This window comes from Paenibacillus sp. CR_12 (assembly GCF_041953985.1).
Taxonomy (GTDB): Bacteria; Bacillota; Bacilli; order Paenibacillales; family Paenibacillaceae; genus Paenibacillus_AQ; species Paenibacillus_AQ lautus_A.
In genome coordinates, this window is sequence record NZ_JAVFHO010000003.1 from 607,173 (window position 1) to 623,313 (window position 16,141).

Consider the following 16,141-nt stretch of genomic DNA (forward strand, 5'->3'; position numbering starts at 1 on the left):
TGCAATATTTGCAAGAGCAATGAATCTTCCCCTTAGCAAACTCACCTGTAAACTTGGCATGCCAACCAAGCTGTTTAGCAAGCCTGCTCTTACGCTGGATCACTCTCCGTCGATGATGACGGTAATACGAACGAGTACGATTGTTGCCTTTGCTTTTCATTCCATCACGCCCCTTGGGATAAGGCCCAGCCTGCAAAGGAGCCAAGAGGGTTATGTCATCCTCTACAGGCCGAGCGTGATGAAACGGCTAAGTTGCACGAACACCATGGATCACCTCAACGCGATGTGATTTCAACCTGTATTACTTTCTTACCAACTCGCCATAATTTCCACATGCACCCTATGCGGAAACCTCGTCATGAACCTGCTTCAAGATAGCGAAACCCACAAACTCGCTAGCCGCATTGAACAGCCTCACCAGAGAGATACCTTCTAAGATGGCGTCCTTGTTGTGACAGAACATTCACCCATCAGGTCGTTACAATAAACCCTTCCGTTTTATCCCCCATCAATTGAGGCCTTACATCCGTAAAGCCCTCACCCGGCTTGCGCAGAGCTTCCAAAACAACCTGCGCGTTATACCCGTTATGGAAATCATAGATCAGACCGGACTCTCCGTTCAAAATCTGAATGATTTGCTTCAGGATCGGCAGCGGACTGACGACATCATCTACAGATACACGCTGCAGATCGGCATCCTTGCTGCTTCGGTACAGATTGCACCAGTTCTCCAATGCCAAGGTGCCTTCTTCACCGTGGACCACCAGGGAGACACGCTCCTCCCCTTCCAGTTGGTCGGTTCCCGACAGGCGAATCTCGATATCATTATGTAATCTTAGAACGGCCTGGACACGGCTTTCGGACTGATTCGAATCCGGCGGAAACTCGATCTCGCTCTTCACATGCGTAATCGGCCCGAACACCTGCTGGATCATCTGGATCCAATGAATGCCGACCTCCAGCAGGTATCCGCCCTGCTGCCTTGACGTGATCCATGGATTCTGCTGCCAGGCCCTCGGCCACTGCGGAAACTCCAGGTACAGTTCCATGCTTTGGATCCGGCCGATCGCCTGCTGCTCAAGCAATCCCTGCAGCTTCAGAACGGCCGGATCGAGCGGAAGCGAGAAATGAACCGCATGGAACACGTTGGACTCCTCAGCCAGCTCCACCAGACTCCGGGCTTCGGTCAAGCTATTGGCCAGCGGCTTCTCGCAGAATACGTGGATGCCTTTCTCAAATGCGATCCGGGCCACATCATAATGCAGGGACGGCGGAACCGCGATATACACCAGGTCAAGCGTCACCTCATCCAGCAGCTGGCGATAGTCGGTGTACTGCCTTGGACCAATCTCAGCTTCGGCAGCTTCACGATGCAAACTGGATTCATCACTGTCGCAAATGGCGACCAACTCGATCTTCTCCGTATATTGGGGCAGTAAGCGGTGAATCATATGCCGGCCCATATGCCCTAAGCCGATAACGGCCATTTTTTGTTTATTCATCCTGTTCTCCTATTCCATTCGCGATTGAATTTTGCCATTGCATGCACGTCACTTATTATAGATCAAGGGGCTGCAGCCCGTACACTTTGATATACGATACTGATCCGTTATTCCTTTGGATTCAAAGCGCAGGGCACTTTCTTTCTATGCTGGTAGCTGTTTAAACCATTTTTTTTAAAGCCTTTTTCAATTTCTTCTTCGCTCGTTGAACTCGTTTTTTACAAGCCTCTACAGAAATCCCAATTTCTTTAGCCGCCTCCAACATCGAGCACTTATCAAGAGCAATCTTCTTGATCAATTTATAGTCCTCACTATTGGTTAGGTCAGAGTACATAAAATCAATATCGAGTACATCACAATTCCCAGGGATTATATTTTCATCTAACTCCAAGGAATTTCCGTGGTACGCCCAACTGCGAACTTTGTTTTTAATAACATACTTTAGCGTATTTAACAGCCAACCTTTCGGATTGGGACTACATAAGAGTTTGTCGGCTTTAGCACACGCAATTCTAAATGTGTCCTGAACGGCTTCTTCAGCTAGTGAACGGTCGCTCAACATGTTTTGTGCATATGAAAACAATAAAAAATACATTTCCAAATATAATGCTTTAATAACACGTCGTTGGTCATCATTTAGAACCACCCTCTCACCACCTTCCCCGCATACCAATTCTCCAATTTAGGGATTATTTTATATAATTTCATAATATTTGGTATTTATAGTTTAATCGATAAGCGGATTAAAAGGGGCGATTTAACAATTTCTTCAAAATTCGAAAAAAGGGCTGAGGATATCAAGAAAGGCAGGATGAGAAATTAAGCGGTGGCGAAAGAGCAGGGAATTGACTCTGCTATAGTGGTGCGGGATAGTATAATCCTTCCACACAATATCCTGAAAAAATGAAAGCAACCTAAGTCCGAACGAAACTGGACTCAGGTTGCTGAAGATGGTTTTAAATGACGGTTTATTTTACGGTAGTCAGTTCAACAAAGTTGCCTTCTCTTTATTTATGACTTGAGTTTAAATTATTTGCGTAGCGGCGCAGCGATTCTTTGAGGCGGGTTACTTCGTTATCCATATGGCTATCGCTGTCATAAGACCAAGTAACAGTCTCAATAGCAATAGATGTTTGCGGGTCATCTGCATTAGCTTCATCGGTCAGCGCGGAGCCGGTCCATAGAATCCCCACCAGCGCCAAACAAAAGAGTAAAATGCCCGACTTCTTCCCTTTTTGGTCCATAATGAGAGATATCCGATTTTTCAAGTCTTTTTTTCCTCCATAAAAATTAGTTGATAATGTGGTTCGGAGCTTCGCCCCATTCCTGACAACGGCAATAATGGTTTCCCCATATTGCACTCGGCGTTGATGATCTGCATTCTGTAAAACCAATGCATCACAGGAAATTTCACATTGTTTCGCAGCCGCTTTTGCCATTAGATAGACCAACGGGTTAAACCAATGTAACGCGGTTGCCGTCAGAATCATGGCCTTATACCAAAGGTCGTGCCGTTTGTAATGAATCAACTCATGCCTTAGAATAAGTGACAATGCATCATCTGACAGTTTCATAGGCGGAAGTAAAATGACAGGTCTGAAAAAGCCAACGAGCATTGGGTTTGTAATACTCTCACACATGCTCAACCCTATAGGTTTGGTAATCCTCAGTTCCGATCTTACACGGTCCAAAATCCCCAAAACCTTCACATCGATAACAGGCTCACTCCATCGGCGTACCCTCTTTATGAAGCGACCATGCCTCAGAGCATGATACAATACGACGCTTACAACACCACATCCCCAAACTGCTGCAAGCACCCACAACAAGACTGTGGCCTGAGTGTTCCCCATATCGCTTACGTCCATGAACAGCTTTGATTGGACAACAGGATTTCCCGGGATGGACACATGGAAATTTAACTGATCGATCTGTGGACGAAAAGGGATTATCCAGCCTGCCGCAATCAGGAGCCACATCCCATACATCCACTTTGCGGCATATCGTTTTGATAAAAGAGGCTGTATTGCCGCATATACAAGCGTTATCAACGTCATCGAAACAGAGCATTGAATCAGGGTTACTAACAATCCCTGCATATCACTCCCTCTTTTCTTTCAGCCACTTTTCCAGTTGGTCTAGGTCGCTGTCCTTTACTTTATTACCGGAATACAGCGTAGCAACCAGGCTGAAGAAGGAGTTCGAATGAAAACGCTCCATAAAGTCACCTGTTTCAAATTTCAGGTAGTCCTCCTTGGTGATAAGTGGAAAATACATGCGCTCTCTTCCTTTTTTCTCAGTTCGAATGAAACCTCGTTCCATCAGCCGTAACATTAGGGAAATGACCGTCTGCGCTTTCCATCCCCTTTCGTTTCCAAGCTGTTGCATAATAATATGGGTCGTTACAGGCGGATCATTAGCCCAAACCACTTTCATAATGTCAAACTCCGCATCAGGCAGCTTTTTCATTGTTTTATGAATCAACTCCTTTAAGACAATTGTCTACCTAATATTCTACATTTGTCTTATATGCATGTCAAACCTAAACAAACCAGATAAAATCTGGATCACCAAAAAAATGCTCTTGAATAAATGAAGAAACTTGTCCGCAGACCGATACCGTAGAACATATATGTAATGAAAGCCCCAACAATGTAACACTTCATGAACTGGAGGTGATTCCGTTGGATAATTAACGTACATCTTCACGTGGACAGCATGATACTTCACTTGATAATACAACACTTTTTGAAACCCAAATTTTCAGTTTTAGAATGGAGGTTATCCGCAATGAAAAAAAACGCTCTCTTATTTTTTTCGGTACTGACTCTTCTCCTTCTCCTCACTCCAAGCCTTGCTCTGGCGAATGATCGACAGGACCACTTAGCTTCCATGTCACAAGAAGAACTCGCGTATCAGAACCTTGACGTGGCGCCTGAGGAATGGAAGGACGAAATTTTGGAGGCAAGGAATTCTATCATTTACAGCACTTCTTGGACCGTTGATGGCCAGGTTGCGTATGAGCTGCCGGATGGAACCATTGAAGAACTTCCTGAATTTTCGGACCTGTTCCCGGACTGGGACGTGCCTAGATTGAAAGAGGACGTGCGCAAACAACAGTTAGCTAATCTTAAGGCTTATGATTTTCAGATCCTTGCCGCGAATTATGTAGGGTTTGTCTACCTATTTGAGCCATCCGATTCTTCAGCGACACTGCCGTTCTACACCTTTTATAGCAGCGCCAAAAGAGTTACAATGACAGCCGACTCTTTACCAGGGACAAGCTATAATGGTGGGTTCACAAACATTGACACTGGTGCGGACCTGGGTTATGTAAATAACGTTAGACAAGGTGGTAAAATATATCTTACTAACCCGGTTCGTAACACGGCCTATGGGGCTCGTGCGAGTACGTACAGTACAACCGGATATGCGCAAATGAGTGTAGTTGATGGTTAATTCCTCATAAGTTCTCTTTGCTGTTAGACATGCGACTACACCCCAAGTAGTTATATCTACTAAAGCGATGATTATTAGGGATGTCAACGCATCGCCGCTAGATTTATAAAAGCGCCACGTCTCATGAAAAAGGCGTGGCGCTTTCTTATGTCATGGTGTCACTCACAATCCCCTCATTTTATATCTAACAACCGATATTTTAGCGGCCTAGAGTACTCGGTGCTGCGGGCATCCATCTCACTCCACACCCTTCAACGATTCAATCATATGAATCCGCGTCACTTTCTTCCGCAGCATAAGGTTGGAGAGGAGGGTCAGGATGAACGCCAGCACAACCGATGCCAGCATAATCACAAGGTTTAATTGATCCGGAATTTGCTGATGCGTACTCGAAAGCGCCTGGATGATGATGGAATAGACATAACCGCTGATCGGCAGGGCGACAATGACCGCAAAAGCGGTTAGCAGCATGTTCTCAGAGAAGATTAGCCGGTTGATTTTACGTTTGGGATAGCCTAAGACCTTCAGGGTGGCAAGCTCACGGTTCCTTTCATAAATGTTGATGGAAGAGATCGTGTAGATGGCACCGAAGGACAGAATGACGGCGCAGATAATAAACATGATGAAGATAAAGCTGTTTTGCTTCAGCATATACTGCGCTGATTTCTTGAGATCATCCTTGTCCGCAATGGCCTCCACCTGCGGGTCTTGTTCGAAGAAGCTGCGAACGCCCGCCAGATCGGCAGCGCTATAAACGCTCACTAACAGCGAGGATGGATCATAGTCGATACCCAAACTCTTCATATAGTTCGGTGTGCTGTAGAACGACGGATTCGAATACTGGGTGGAGATGTCCAGAACCTCCATCTCGACGATGGTTTGGTTAAGCTCCGGTGCGGTGAATTGAAGCTGGATCGTATCCCCTTCAGCAATATGATACTGATCCGCGTAAGATTTCGGTACCAACACGCCATGATCTTCTAACGATAGCCGATTGCCTTGTTCATCATAAAAGCGAATCAGCTCATTATCCTGCTCCGTTACCACGAGCGTAGCGTTTTCTTTGTTTTCCCCTTGGATGAGTTCCACAGGGTAGGTAGACAACCCATAATGGTCTGCAATGCCGGACGGCAGTGTTGCCCTATCCGGGAACGATCCTATCGCATAATCGACTCGTAAATCATACGTATTTACCTCTTCAATCTGACCGGCTACCTTGAGCAGGGCCGTCTGCGTGCCGAAAGCCGTGATCAACAAAACCGTACTGACCACAACGCCAACGGAGCTTGCGAGTGCTTTTTGTTTATTTAAGAAGATATTTCTTAGAATAATCTTGTTGCTGTAGGACAGACGACTCCACATCCCTGGAATGTTCTCGATGAGCAGCTTCTTCACCTTCTTGGGCGGTTTCGGACGCATCGCCTGCGCAGCACGTTCTTGTAAAATCGCTCTGCCGCTGAAATAGCAGGACAGCATGCCAAACGCACTGGAGCAGATCATTGGAGGTAGGAGCGTAAAGAACGAAAGGGAGAACGTCAGGTCAGGCAGGGAGTAGCTTCTTCCAATCGACGTTGTTATGAGTGGAATGAACAGGGCGGCGGCGATAGCATAGCCCAGGATAGAGCCGATGACGCCTGCCAGCACGGGGTAACCCATGTAATGCAGCATGATGCTTCTTTTTTTCACCCCTAAAGCTTTCATAATGCCCACTTGGTTTCGCTGGGAATCGATAATCCTCGACATGATCAGAAACAGGATCACCGCTTCAATCAAAAAGAGAACGATCGGGATCACCCTGCTCATCAGCTTGTTATTATGAATCGTTTGCTGGGTCTGGGAATAGTTGAAGGTCCGTTCTTTGCTAACCTGGCTTACATAAGGGAGTGACTGGGAATGTGCTTCAATGGCCTGGCCTAACTGGTCCATGTCGTAACCGTCCTTGGCATCAATCAGGATCTCATTGTAGAACATGCCGCCAGCGATTTCAGGAATGGTCTCTTCGGGGATATAAGCGATTCCATAAGCTTGGTGGTCCTGGGTTTCGTTCTTCTTGGCATGCTCGACATTCTCATTCAAGCCGCTGATCGTGAACGTCATGTCCTTGTCATTCACACGGAGGAGGATGGAATTACCAACACGGTAATGATGCGCTTCGGCATAGTGGGAGTCCAACAGGATCTCATTCGGCCCTGCTGGCATCCTGCCCTCCATCATCCTGGACGTGTTGATTGTATTAGGTACGGGGATCGAATGCACCGTTAATGAAGCCTTATCATCCTCAAAAGCCTGTTCGGCCTGGACGGTATAACGCCCTTCAATATTTTGAATGCCATCAATGCTTCGTAAATCCGCCACATCCTCTGCGGAAATTTGACTGTAATAGACGTTCAAGTCGCTTAGATTATGTTCTTGAAAATACCCCTTCGTATAGCCGCTAAGATTGTCGCTCAAGGTGACCAGCCCCGTGTAGAAAAAAGCTCCCACCGCGATGACCAAAACTATGGCTATGAATTGTCCTACCGACTGTTTCATGTCCCTTAATAATTTTAACGCTAAAATCTTCATCACCACTCGATCCCTTCAACGCTTTGTTTGTGCTCATTGATCGTGATGCTCTCGATCTTCCCGCTCTTGACGCGGATCACTTTATCCGCCATCGGCGCGATGGCCGAGTTATGGGTGACCAGCACGACGCATGTCTTCGTTTCCTGGTTCAAATCTTGCAGAAGCTTTAAGACGGACTTTCCTGTTACATAATCCAGAGCACCGGTGGGTTCGTCGCAGAGGAGCAGCGCGGGATTCTTGGCAACCGCTCTTGCGATCGCAACTCTTTGCTGTTCGCCGCCAGAGAGCTGGGAAGGGAAGTTCTTCAAACGATCCGTTAGTCCAACCTTATGTAAAATATCTCGTGCATCCAGATGGTCCTTACATACCTCTGTCGCAAATTCCACGTTCTCCAGCGCATTCAAATTCGGAATCAGGTTATAGAATTGAAATACGAAGCCAACCTGCTCGCCGCGGTATTCGGTTAATCTCTTCTCGCTCCATCCCGTAATCTCTTGATCTCCAACAAACACTTGTCCCGAGGTTGCCGTATCCATCCCGCCGAGAATGTTCAAAATCGTGCTTTTCCCTGCCCCGCTAGCCCCTAGGATCACGACGAATTCCCCCTCTAATATGGAGAAGTCAACGCCCGCAAGGGCTTGAATCGTCACTTCGCCGATTGGATAGGCCTTGGTTACCTTTTTGAATTCGATTAACGTTGTCACTTCGTACATCTCCCCGTATTGGATTTTCAGTTGGCCTTGATGCGTTTAATCTCATCATTACACCTTACAGTACAAGAGACACCCGACACGCGATGTATTCCATCATCAGCCTCAGGAAGGATTTCGCTTTAGCGACTGCAAAGGGAATGCGATGACTGACTCCGGACGCAATTTTCCAAAAGGAAGAAAAACAAAAAGACCGCCATCCAACTGTGGGATGCGGTCTGTTCCTGCGTACGATACCTGATCTTGTCTAAAATGGAACTGATTTAACTTAAAAGCGTCTCTGAAGCCAGCGTAAATCCTTCAATCGCGACATCTTCGTCGACTTCAATCATGATGTTGCGTTTGCCTTGGAAATTCACCTGTTTGACATATCTTAAATCCTGCGGGCTCACCGAAATCGTAGCTACCTTGGTTTCGATCTTGATGGATTTGGTAGTATACTTCGGCATGACGCTGGTTGCTTTCATTTCATAGTTCTTGTTGTCCACGATGGTTTCGAATGCCCGCTCCACCTTCTCGGTTGTCACGTCTTCTACGCCGCTTGCGTTCAGCACGCGCTCCAGATCTTTATAATCCAGCTTCGGAGGTTCTTCCTCCTTCGTCTCTTCGTTCATTTCGATCACCCGGTTGATTTCCTCGTACACCTGGGCAATGGTGGCTGAATCGAGCTGTTCGCCAGCCACTTCCTTGACGATATCCTCGAAGATCGCTCGCTCTTCGAGTGCCGTCACGGAACGTTCTCCGTTCAAGACCTGTTCGACAAAATGCGGATCCGGAAAATTCGATTTTCCCGTACAATACAAAATACGATTCACATCGGAATAATTGTCCGTCACGCTAGGGTATAGGAATCCTTGCTCTGGCGCACTTAACTTGATAATCGGATCCACGATGACATTGTACTTGAACTCCCGCTCCACATAATCGAACAAGAGCGTTTTCCGTTGTTTCTCCGTAGAATTCACGCTGCATAGAATGAACGGATGGGCGAACACCTCGTTCTTCTCGCTCTCTTCCGCTTCATCGTTTCTCGCCTTGGTCGGCAAATAATACTGTCCCCGAACGAACGTGACCACCATATCCCGCTCATATTGGGCATCCTTCAGCATTCGATCCACCAGCATCAGCATCAAGTCCTGCCATTCTTCCGGATCACCCGACACGAGCGCTTGGTGAAGCATGACCTGCGCCGGTTCCTCCGCTGCTTCCTGAAACCTCAATTCGAACAATTTTTGATCCAGTTCGCCGGTCAGCAGTTTTTTGAAATTTCCCATGTATAACTCTTGCTTCTCCCGATCCACCAGCTCGAACGGCAGGCGCTCCCAGTGATAGATTTCATTCGTTTCCTTCGTAATATAGACATTGAGAATATCATAAATATTCATTAAATCGTGATCCAGCTTAAATTGCTTGCGTATATTGGCAACTTCTTTTTTGTTCATATCCGATTCGGCAGCTCCTTCAATATAATCTGGCTTAATTAGTATAAATTATTGGAACGCAAATTGGTAAGTGATCTTGGCTTGCATTGTTTCCCTGTGGCCCTGATCTTTTATTGTGGCATATTTAAATACCTGAGTCGAGTCATTTCCTAGTGGGAGCCCCATACCAAAAAGAGATATCCTTACTCGAAGGATACCTCTTCTGATACTTGAACATATTCATTCAAACAATCTTTGATGTTTATGGAAAAATCGATAAAAGAATTGTACATGGTCCAGCTCAAACCATTCGGCCGTTTGCAACATCTTGGCATCGAGATTGTAGATCTTCGCATGAAGCGTACCCAGAACAAAGGGAGAATGCGTAGCAATAATAAACTGACTGTCAAAATAACGCGCCAAATCGTTCATTTGCTCGGCCAGCTTGATTTGATTTGCCGGAGAAAGCGACGTTTCCGGTTCATCCAATAAATAAAGTTTCCCGGGAAGCAAATATTCCTCAAAAAACTGCATCGAGCTTTCCCCGTTCGAATACTTCTCCTGAGCGAATTGAATGATGTCCATCTTCTTCTTGAATTCATACGACTGCTCCAGCTCTTCTACCTCGGCCTTGCTCTTTCCCTGAACGAGCTGCTCATGCAGCAGCCCTTCGCGAAGCACGCTTTCCTGCTGTATTTTCTTGATTTCATACAACAGATCCTCTGACTTGATGTACCGGCTCCCGTCGGGAAGCTTATATAGGGGACGCTCCTGATCATCATGCCCGAGTTGATAGCTGCTTTCCTCGATAAACCGCTGCGCGTAAGCGTTGTGACCATAGCTTGTCATTCGCTCAGCGCCCGCGATACCCAATTTGTTGGCGATCAGATTCAGCAAGGAGGATTTGCCGGAGCCGTTACTGCCGTATAATATCGTGATTCGATCAAACAGCAGAACTTCCCCTGCCATGTGCCTGAACACATGATCGGGATAGATATTCGGGTTGCTCGAAATGGTAGAAGAGAGTTTGAAGTTACTTAAATATAGCATCGCCTCGCTCACCTCTCGGAAAATTAATTAGTACGGTTTGATATTCATACCTGGCCATTCTATGGATGCAACCATCCGTCCCAAACAGCCTTTCTATTCAAGAACGGTCCAAATATCCAGTGCCGCCAGACGAATCGCCTCATGCCCAGGATTCCGGTACGCTTGTAATCGGTCGGTACAAGCCTCGCTCCTGAATAAGGATTCGCAAATTGTCCGCATTGCATCTTGTTTCTTCCGCAGGATAGAGCAATAGCGACAGGACCTATCCCAGCAATTCTTTAGCTCCGTTCATCACTAAGGGCATAGTCTGTTTAACGAATGATTCCGCACTTATTAGACGCCCCTCTTTGTTCCAAGCGTAAGCCGCCCCATACATCCCCCAACTTAACATGTTAGTAGCTGTATTTATTAAGAATTTCGCGTTTGGACTCGACAGCATCTTGTCTTTGTCTATAAAGGAAAGAAGTATCGTTTGAATTTTTTCCTTTATTTGAATTTCGAATACAGCTCCAAGCGATGTATACCTTCTTTTGCACATAGTGCTTAGACTCTTGTGAAAATCGCATACCCCCAGAAAAATACTCTGAATGGTTTCTTCATTTAATACTTCGTGACCGCTAATTCTACGATTTATGATTGTCATAAAGGAATCCATTAGTCTGGCCTCTAGAATTTCGAATTTATCTACAAAGTGCGCATAAAAAGTCGCTCTGTTAACAGTAGCCCGCTCTGCAATATCCCTAACGGTTATCGATTCAAAGTCTTTTTCTTGAATTAACGAAGCAAAAGCGTCCTGAAGGAGTCGCCGCGTACGTATCACACGAGGATCAGCTTCATTCTTTTTAATTGTCATGGTTTTGATCTCCCCAATAAAACGACATTATAGAAATAGTGTTGCCTATACAACGGTTTATGGTTATTGATGATTGCGTACCATTCTGTTGTTATCATAACATATAAATACAACAGGTGTTGTTCAAACAACTAATGTTGTATTGAAACAAAATGCAGAATACCGCTTTTCCAAAAGGAGGAGAGAACCATGTCGGTTTCACGACCGTCACTAACGATGGAGCACCAACTTTTTTTGATGTTATTCGGAAACGTCGGTCGGTTCGTAGCTATGATCCCGAGAACAAGATTTCGCGGGAGGAATTGACCGAGATATTGAGGCAAGCCACGCTGGCACCTTCAGCCGCTAACCTGCAGCCGTGGCGGTTTCTCGTTATCGATTCGCCGGCGCTGAAGCAGAAGCTGCTTCCGATCGCATTCAATCAACAGCAATTGGTCGAGGCTTCGGCTGTCATTGCGGTACTCGGAGATTTGGAGTGATATACAAGGCGTCGTACAGCTATATTAGCTGGATGGTGCTAGATTCGATTTGGCGAAGGCGCAGATTATGTTTGATGGAGATCCTGCCTAAATATGAGTATATGCTTATATATGCATAAATTGCGGTTTATATTTTTATTTCGATATTTTTAAAAACATCGTTATTTAAACACATCAGGAGAGTGAATTATGAATAGCACATGGAAAGTTTACGTTCTAGCCTTGGTCAGCTTTTTAGTTGGAACATCCAATTACATCATTTCGGGGGTATTGGACCGGATCGCAGAGACGATGGGAACAAGTGTTGCGGCAGCAGGCCAGCTCATTACGGTTTATTCCCTGGCCTATGCGGTCGGCACGCCTATTTTAATGGCGCTGACGGCCAAAATGGACCGGCGTAAGCTTTTACTTTATTCGCTGGGCCTCTTTATTATCGCAAATCTGCTGACATTTATATTGTCCGGCTTCGGTCTCTTCATTGCCGCCAGAATCATTACGGCGTTAGGCGCCGGGGTGGTCACCGTTAACGCGCTCAGTATCGCCGCCAAAATCGCTCCGCCAGGCAAGCAAGCCAGCGCCATCGCCAACGTTACCATGGGCATTACCGCATCGCTCATCATCGGCGTCCCACTCGGCAGAATGGTAGCCTCGGCTTTTGGCTGGAAAGCGGTATTTCTGGCCATCGCAATTGTCGGGGTCATCGCCATGCTTGTCATTTCTGCGGTTTTTCCACGTTTGCAGGGCGACAAGCCTGTCCCTTTGATTAAACAATTTGCTTTGTTAAAAAAACCTCAGGTTTTGGTTGCTTTAGCGATTACTTTTTTCTGGTTGGGCGGATATTCCCTCGCCTATACTTACATCTCCCCTTTTCTGCTAGAGGTGACTCATTTAAATGAATCATTGATTAGCGCAGCTCTGTTCGTGTTCGGCATTGCCAGTTTGATTGGCTCGAAAGTCGGCGGCTACAGCGCGGATAAACGGGGCATTATATTCACGCTCGTTTCAGGGATGGTGCTTCATGTCATTTCGTTGATTTTGCTATCCTTAGTCGGACAGTCGATCATTGCCGTATTCGCCATTTTGATCCTCTGGTCTTTTGCCGCCTGGTCATCCGCTCCTGCGCAGCAATTTAACCTGGTCTCGCTTGTTCCTGAATCCTCGGGCGTCATGCTAAGCTTGAACAGTTCCATGATGCAACTTGCCATGGCTGTTGGCGCAGGAATCGGCGGGCTGATCGTTAACCGTGTTTCTTTGGCATCCATTACCTGGTTCGGGGTATTCGGCGTTCTCATCGCCATCATTGCCGTGTTTGTATTGTCCAGCATGACATCACGGCATTCGGCGGTGCAGACAGCGGATTAACGGTATGCTAAACATGGAATATTTGATAAAGGACTCTGCTCACTAAGTTGATCTTTCGGATCTTATCCATTCTTAACAAAAAACAGTCCTCAAATGAACTGCACCCCATTTGTGAGACGCAACAAAATCATCCTGCTCAGAATATAATTGGAGGTATGACTCATGCAAAGACCAGAAATGATCGTTTGATCACATTGAACAACTAGGGACCATCCAAAAAAACACGGCGACCTCTCCCCTGATTGAATTCCGGGAGAAGGTCGCCGTTTATATTAATATCTCGTTGTATTGTCTAGCTACCCCAGTATTGCTTGGCAATCCGTTGACCTTGATCGATTTTGGCCCATTGCTCGGCTTCGCTTAGCTCGTTCCCGCCATCGCAGGATGCAAAGCCGCATTGATGCGAGAGCAGCAGACGATCCTTATCAATGATTTTGGATGCTTCGTCAAGCAGACGGATGACGCGCGCTTCATCATCCAGCGTATTGGTTTTGGAAGACAGCAAGCCCAGAACAATCTCCGTTTCCGGTCTGTCCTTGAAAACCTCCAGTGCTTCAATCGAACCCGCACGATCGTCATCCCACTCCAGGAAGAAGCGATCATATTTCAACTGCTTCAGGAACAGGTTGGCGATATTCGCATAAGATCCGCCGCCCATGTTGCGGGAATCATAGTTCCCGCGGCAGTTGTGTGTCCACATTTTCAAGCCGAGGCTATGACCGAAGTCAATCACCGTATTGTTAATCTCAATAAACTCGGTGGCGAGACCCTGAACTTCCGCTTGATTAATATGCTCCCCTGTAAACGGAGAGTTCGGGTTGTCGTCTGCAAACAGCTCCCACAAGCAATCATCGAATTGCAGGATTTTGCCGCCTGCCGCAGCGAATTCCGCCACAAATTCCTTATACGCGCTCACAAGGCCCGCTTTGAGCTCCTGTTTGTTCTGATAAACCGCATCCGTGCCGCCAATGTTATCCGACCAGGAAAGTTCACCATAAATATGGGAAGGAGACGGTACGCAAAGCTTCGTTGGCTGATCGCCAGCCGTTTCTTGCAGCTGTTTGAACAACTTAATGAAATGATGATTCTTTCCGCTCAGTTTGCCTGTAATGCGCAGGCCGATATCTTTGCGTGTTTCATATTTCGAGGTTCCGTCCACATCCCGGAAAAAGTAGCCATGGTCCGCGATATAACGCTGGGCTCCGTCAAAGCCCCATACAAAATCCAGATGCCACATCGATTTGGAGAATTCGCCGTCCGTAACGACCGACAGGTTATGCTCGATTTCCTTTTTCACGACCTGTTTGATCGCCTCGGTCTCGCACTCGGCATACCCTTCGAAGTTATCATAGAACGGATATTGGATATCATCACGATGTTCAATTTGCGTTTTATATTTCAGCAGCTCTTCGGGCCGCAACAAACTTCCTACGATCTGGAACTTATCAGTCATGTACATAACCCCCTCGTTGTATAGCGATATCATATCACGACGAGCAGAGTTATAAGGCATACCAAAATCTCATAACTAGTTATAGCTAAAAGCTATAGCAAGCATGACGGGCTGAGATTGTCCAAAAGAAAAAACACAGCCAAGTCGGCCATGTTTTCCAAAAATATTATTTGTTCTCCTGAAGCGCTGGTGTTCTCCAGCCTGTCCATTTAATTTCCTCGTTCATCTGCCTCATCAGAATGCTTGCTTCCAAACTCATCGAGCAGCGCACGTACTTCACTTGTTGACTTTGCGTTCATTAAGTGATTTCGGAGTTCGCTTGCCCCTCGGAATCCACGGACATAGATTTTGAAGAAGCGGACAAGTGCGCTGAAGGAGCGCCGCATCTGTGCCGAATATTGATCATGGAGATCCAGATGCAGCCGCAGCAGACCAAGCAATTCCTCACTGCTATGATCCTTCGGCTCCTTCTCGAAAGCGAATGGATTATGGAAAATCCCGCGCCCGATCATAATGCCATCCACACCGTATTGTTCAGCGAGCTTCAGGCCGGTCTGACGGTCAGGAATATCCCCGTTAATGGTCAGCAGCGTATCGGGCGCCACCTCATCGCGAAGCTTCTTAATCTCCGGAATCAGTTCCCAATGCGCATCGACCTTGCTCATTTCCTCTCTTGTCCGCAGATGAATCGACAGGTTCACAATGTCTTGCTTCAAAATATGGGTCAACCAGTCGCGCCATTCGTCTACCGCGGTGAAACCGAGCCTTGTTTTTACACTGACGGGCAATCCCCCGGCTTTGGCCGCCTGGATAATGTCCGCTGCAATGTCGGGACGGCAAATCAGCCCGCTTCCCTTCCCATTCTCCGCTACATTCGCTACAGGACAACCCATATTAATATCGATGCCTTTAAACCCTTCCTTCGCCATGCCGATACTCATCTGACGAAAGTATTCCGGCTTATCTCCCCAGATATGGGCTACCATCGGCTGTTCATCCTCCGTAAAAGTCAAACGTCCGCGCACACTGTGGTTCCCATCCGGGTGACAATAGCTCTCTGTATTCGCAAACTCCGTAAAAAACACATCCGGTCTGGCTGCTTCGCTTACGACATGGCGAAACACAACATCCGTCACATCTTCCATGGGCGCCAGTATAAAGAAAGGCCGTGGTAAATCACGCCAAAAATTGTCTTTCATATTAAAAACTCCTCTATACATACCAGGACAAATCTTTATCCCGAAATAGTAAATACAACCTGTTCAGGTCCTTGCTTTTCCTTCACTT

General features: G+C 46.6%; 13 protein-coding genes and 1 pseudogene. 3 read left to right on the forward strand and 11 right to left on the reverse strand.

The genetic code is table 11. The annotated features are described in order from the left end of the window. Positions 1-470 precede the first annotated feature (470 nt). The 4 genes from RB297_RS14935 to RB297_RS14950 form a co-directional block, all read right to left on the reverse strand. Positions 471-1,502: a Gfo/Idh/MocA family protein gene (locus RB297_RS14935; RefSeq protein ID WP_375120841.1), complete on the reverse strand. Its 1,032-nt coding sequence runs from the start codon at positions 1,500-1,502 to the stop codon at positions 471-473. Positions 1,503-1,662: 160 nt separating this feature from the next. Continuing rightward, positions 1,663-2,148, reverse strand: a complete 486-nt coding sequence (locus RB297_RS14940; protein ID WP_375120842.1) for an RNA polymerase sigma factor — start codon at positions 2,146-2,148, stop codon at positions 1,663-1,665. Between the two features lie 361 nt (positions 2,149-2,509). Beyond that, positions 2,510-3,601 carry a M56 family metallopeptidase gene (locus RB297_RS14945; RefSeq protein ID WP_375120843.1) on the reverse strand — a complete coding sequence of 364 codons (1,092 nt, stop codon included), beginning with the start codon at positions 3,599-3,601 and terminating at the stop codon, positions 2,510-2,512. A gap of 1 nt (position 3,602) precedes the next feature. After that, complete coding sequence (locus RB297_RS14950) at positions 3,603-3,971, reverse strand: BlaI/MecI/CopY family transcriptional regulator (protein ID WP_277748035.1); 369 nt, start codon at positions 3,969-3,971, stop codon at positions 3,603-3,605. A gap of 321 nt (positions 3,972-4,292) precedes the next feature. On the opposite strand from RB297_RS14950, the gene RB297_RS14955 reads away from it, so the two are divergent. Continuing rightward, positions 4,293-4,961, forward strand: a complete 669-nt coding sequence (locus tag RB297_RS14955; RefSeq protein WP_277748034.1) for a hypothetical protein — start codon at positions 4,293-4,295, stop codon at positions 4,959-4,961. A gap of 237 nt (positions 4,962-5,198) precedes the next feature. On the opposite strand, the gene RB297_RS14960 is transcribed toward RB297_RS14955, so the two are convergent. The 5 genes from RB297_RS14960 to RB297_RS14980 all read right to left on the reverse strand — a co-directional run bounded on the left by RB297_RS14960 (position 5,199) and on the right by RB297_RS14980 (position 11,560). After that, positions 5,199-7,526, reverse strand: coding sequence for an ABC transporter permease (locus RB297_RS14960; protein WP_375120925.1), 2,328 nt, complete (start codon positions 7,524-7,526; stop codon positions 5,199-5,201). Then, positions 7,526-8,230 carry an ABC transporter ATP-binding protein gene (locus RB297_RS14965; RefSeq protein ID WP_096775026.1) on the reverse strand — a complete coding sequence of 235 codons (705 nt, stop codon included), beginning with the start codon at positions 8,228-8,230 and terminating at the stop codon, positions 7,526-7,528. Before RB297_RS14965 ends, RB297_RS14960 begins: the two co-directional genes overlap by 1 nt. A 269-nt stretch (positions 8,231-8,499) precedes the next feature. Continuing rightward, complete coding sequence (locus tag RB297_RS14970; protein ID WP_192569651.1) at positions 8,500-9,678, reverse strand: DUF4317 domain-containing protein; 1,179 nt, start codon at positions 9,676-9,678, stop codon at positions 8,500-8,502. A gap of 219 nt (positions 9,679-9,897) precedes the next feature. Next, the gene (locus tag RB297_RS14975; RefSeq protein ID WP_375120844.1) at positions 9,898-10,707 is read right to left on the reverse strand and encodes an AAA family ATPase; all 810 of its coding nucleotides are present in this window, start codon (positions 10,705-10,707) and stop codon (positions 9,898-9,900) included. Between the two features lie 262 nt (positions 10,708-10,969). After that, a complete protein-coding gene (locus tag RB297_RS14980) occupies positions 10,970-11,560 on the reverse strand; it encodes a TetR/AcrR family transcriptional regulator (protein ID WP_375120845.1) in 591 nt (196 codons plus the stop codon). Between the two features lie 189 nt (positions 11,561-11,749). Between RB297_RS14980 and RB297_RS14985 the strand changes: the two are divergent. Together RB297_RS14985 and RB297_RS14990 are read left to right on the forward strand one after the other, a co-directional pair. Further along, positions 11,750-12,036, forward strand: a pseudogene (locus tag RB297_RS14985) (nitroreductase family protein); the annotation flags it as partial. Positions 12,037-12,228: 192 nt separating this feature from the next. Continuing rightward, a complete protein-coding gene (locus RB297_RS14990; RefSeq protein ID WP_375120846.1) occupies positions 12,229-13,401 on the forward strand; it encodes an MFS transporter in 1,173 nt (390 codons plus the stop codon). Between the two features lie 292 nt (positions 13,402-13,693). On the opposite strand, the gene RB297_RS14995 is transcribed toward RB297_RS14990, so the two are convergent. After that, positions 13,694-14,854 carry a cobalamin-independent methionine synthase II family protein gene (locus tag RB297_RS14995; RefSeq protein ID WP_375120847.1) on the reverse strand — a complete coding sequence of 387 codons (1,161 nt, stop codon included), beginning with the start codon at positions 14,852-14,854 and terminating at the stop codon, positions 13,694-13,696. 209 nt (positions 14,855-15,063) lie between these two features. Further along, positions 15,064-16,053 (reverse strand): tRNA dihydrouridine synthase, encoded by a 990-nt coding sequence (locus RB297_RS15000; RefSeq protein ID WP_375120848.1) that lies wholly within the window; start codon positions 16,051-16,053, stop codon positions 15,064-15,066. Positions 16,054-16,141 lie beyond the last annotated feature (88 nt).

Excerpts from the sequence above, each read along its gene's own strand:
- RB297_RS14950 (WP_277748035.1), bottom strand. The coding sequence starts at position 3,971 with ATGAAAAAGCTGCCTGATGCGGAGTTTGACATTATGAAAGTGGTTTGG.
- RB297_RS14995 (WP_375120847.1), bottom strand. The coding sequence starts at position 14,854 with ATGACTGATAAGTTCCAGATCGTAGGAAGTTTGTTGCGGCCCGAAGAG.
- RB297_RS14945 (WP_375120843.1), bottom strand. The coding sequence starts at position 3,601 with ATGCAGGGATTGTTAGTAACCCTGATTCAATGCTCTGTTTCGATGACG.
- RB297_RS14975 (WP_375120844.1), bottom strand. The coding sequence starts at position 10,707 with ATGCTATATTTAAGTAACTTCAAACTCTCTTCTACCATTTCGAGCAAC.
- RB297_RS14960 (WP_375120925.1), bottom strand. The coding sequence starts at position 7,526 with ATGAAGATTTTAGCGTTAAAATTATTAAGGGACATGAAACAGTCGGTA.
- RB297_RS14970 (WP_192569651.1), bottom strand. The coding sequence starts at position 9,678 with ATGAACAAAAAAGAAGTTGCCAATATACGCAAGCAATTTAAGCTGGAT.
- RB297_RS14990 (WP_375120846.1), top strand. The coding sequence starts at position 12,229 with ATGAATAGCACATGGAAAGTTTACGTTCTAGCCTTGGTCAGCTTTTTA.
- RB297_RS14980 (WP_375120845.1), bottom strand. The coding sequence starts at position 11,560 with ATGACAATTAAAAAGAATGAAGCTGATCCTCGTGTGATACGTACGCGG.
- RB297_RS15000 (WP_375120848.1), bottom strand. The coding sequence starts at position 16,053 with ATGAAAGACAATTTTTGGCGTGATTTACCACGGCCTTTCTTTATACTG.
- RB297_RS14955 (WP_277748034.1), top strand. The coding sequence starts at position 4,293 with ATGAAAAAAAACGCTCTCTTATTTTTTTCGGTACTGACTCTTCTCCTT.
- RB297_RS14935 (WP_375120841.1), bottom strand. The coding sequence starts at position 1,502 with ATGAATAAACAAAAAATGGCCGTTATCGGCTTAGGGCATATGGGCCGG.